The organism is Streptomyces sp. PU-14G, assembly GCF_041028275.1.
Taxonomy (GTDB): Bacteria; Actinomycetota; Actinomycetes; order Streptomycetales; family Streptomycetaceae; genus Streptomyces.
In genome coordinates this window covers 1-1,931 of record NZ_JASKYT010000578.1, presented here as the reverse complement: position 1 = coordinate 1,931, position 1,931 = coordinate 1, and the positions used below count along the sequence as shown (strand labels likewise).

Sequence of the window (1,931 nt, the reverse complement as noted above, 5' to 3'; positions counted from 1 at the left end):
CCCGAGGAATCCTGTGTGAATCTGGCGGGACCACCCGTTAAGCCTAAATATCCCCCCCCCCCCCGTGTGTGAGACGCGGCAGGGGTTGCGCATGCGGGGTTGTGGGATTCCRTTTCAATGGTCTGTSGGCTGTTGGACGAGTGAGAAACCGTATGGGTAGGCGAAGGGCATGCGAAAGGCCCGGCGTAGAGGGTAAGACCCCCGTAGCTGAAATCTGTACGGCTCGTTTATGGAACACCCAAGTAGCATGGGGCCCGAGGAATCCTGTGTGAATCTGGCGGGACCACCCGTTAAGCCTAAATATTCCCTGGTGACCGATAGCGGATAGTACCGTGAGGGAATGGTGAAAAGTACCGCGGGAGCGGAGTGAAAGAGTACCTGAAACCGTGTGCCTACAAGCCGTGGGAGCGTCGCGCATCGAGTTTTCTCGGTGCGTCGTGACTGCGTGCCTTTTGAAGAATGAGCCTGCGAGTTTGCGGCATGTTGCGAGGTTAACCCGTGTGGGGGAGCCGTAGCGAAAGCGAGTCCGAAGAGGGCGTTTGAGTAGCGTGTTCAAGACCCGAAGCGGAGTGATCTAGCCATGGGCAGGGTGAAGCGGAGGTAAGACTTCGTGGAGGCCCGAACCCACCAGGGTTGAAAACCTGGGGGATGACCTGTGGTTAGGGGTGAAAGGCCAATCAAACTCCGTGATAGCTGGTTCTCCCCGAAATGCATTTAGGTGCAGCGTCGTGTGTTTCTTGCCGGAGGTAGAGCACTGGATAGGCGATGGGCCTTACCGGGTTACTGACCTTAGCCAAACTCCGAATGCCGGTAAGTGAGAGCGCGGCAGTGAGACTGTGGGGGATAAGCTCCATGGTCGAGAGGGAAACAGCCCAGAGCATCGACTAAGGCCCCTAAGCGTGTGCTAAGTGGGAAAGGATGTGGAGTCGCAGAGACAACCAGGAGGTTGGCTTAGAAGCAGCCATCCTTGAAAGAGTGCGTAATAGCTCACTGGTCAAGTGATTCCGCGCCGACAATGTAGCGGGGCTCAAGTACACCGCCGAAGTCGTGTCACTCCAACATGAGGGCTAACGCCTGTTGGGGTGGGTAGGGGAGCGTCGTGTGCCGGGTGAAGCAGCCGTGGAAGCGAGTTGTGGATGGTTCACGAGTGAGAATGCAGGCATGAGTAGCGATACATGCGTGAGAAACGTGTGCGCCGATTGACTAAGGGTTCCTGGGTCAAGCTGATCTGCCCAGGGTAAGTCGGGACCTAAGGCGAGGCCGACAGGCGTAGTCGATGGAGAACCGGTTGATATTCCGGTACCCGCTATGCAGCGATCAACATCGAATCAGGTGATGCTAAGTCCGTGAAACCGTCCGTGCCGGCTTTGCTGGTTTCGGGAGTGGTGGAGCCGACGGTCCAAGTCTGTAGTAGGTGAGTGATGGGGTGACGCAGTGAGGTAGTCCATCCCGGGCGGTGGTTGTCCCGGGGTAAGGGTGTAGCCCGAGGAGTAGGTAAATCCGTTCCTCATGTAGGGGTGAGACCTGATGCCGAGCCGTTTGTGGTGAAGTGGATGATCCTGTGCTGTCGAGAAAAGCCTCTAGCGAGGTGTGTGGCGGCCCGTACCCTAAACCGACTCAGGTGGTCTGGTAGAGAATACCGAGGCGTTCGGGTGAACTATGGTTAAGGAACTCGGCAAAATGCCCCCGTAACTTCGGGAGAAGGGGGGCCACGCCTGGTGATGGAGCATGCCTCCTGAGCTGGGGGTGGCCGCAGAGACCAGCGAGAAGCGACTGTTTACTAAAAACACAGGTCCGTGCGAAGCCGTAAGGCGAGGTATACGGACTGACGCCTGCCCGGTGCTGGAACGTTAAGGGGACCGGTTAGTCACATTTCGGTGTGGTGAAGCTGAGAACTTAAGCGCCAGTAAACGGCGGTGGTAACTATAACC

1 rRNA gene is annotated in these 1,931 nt (G+C 57.2%); it reads left to right on the top strand.

The features are described from left to right. A 23S ribosomal RNA gene (locus AB8Z75_RS33575) occupies positions 1-1,931 on the top strand; the annotation flags it as partial.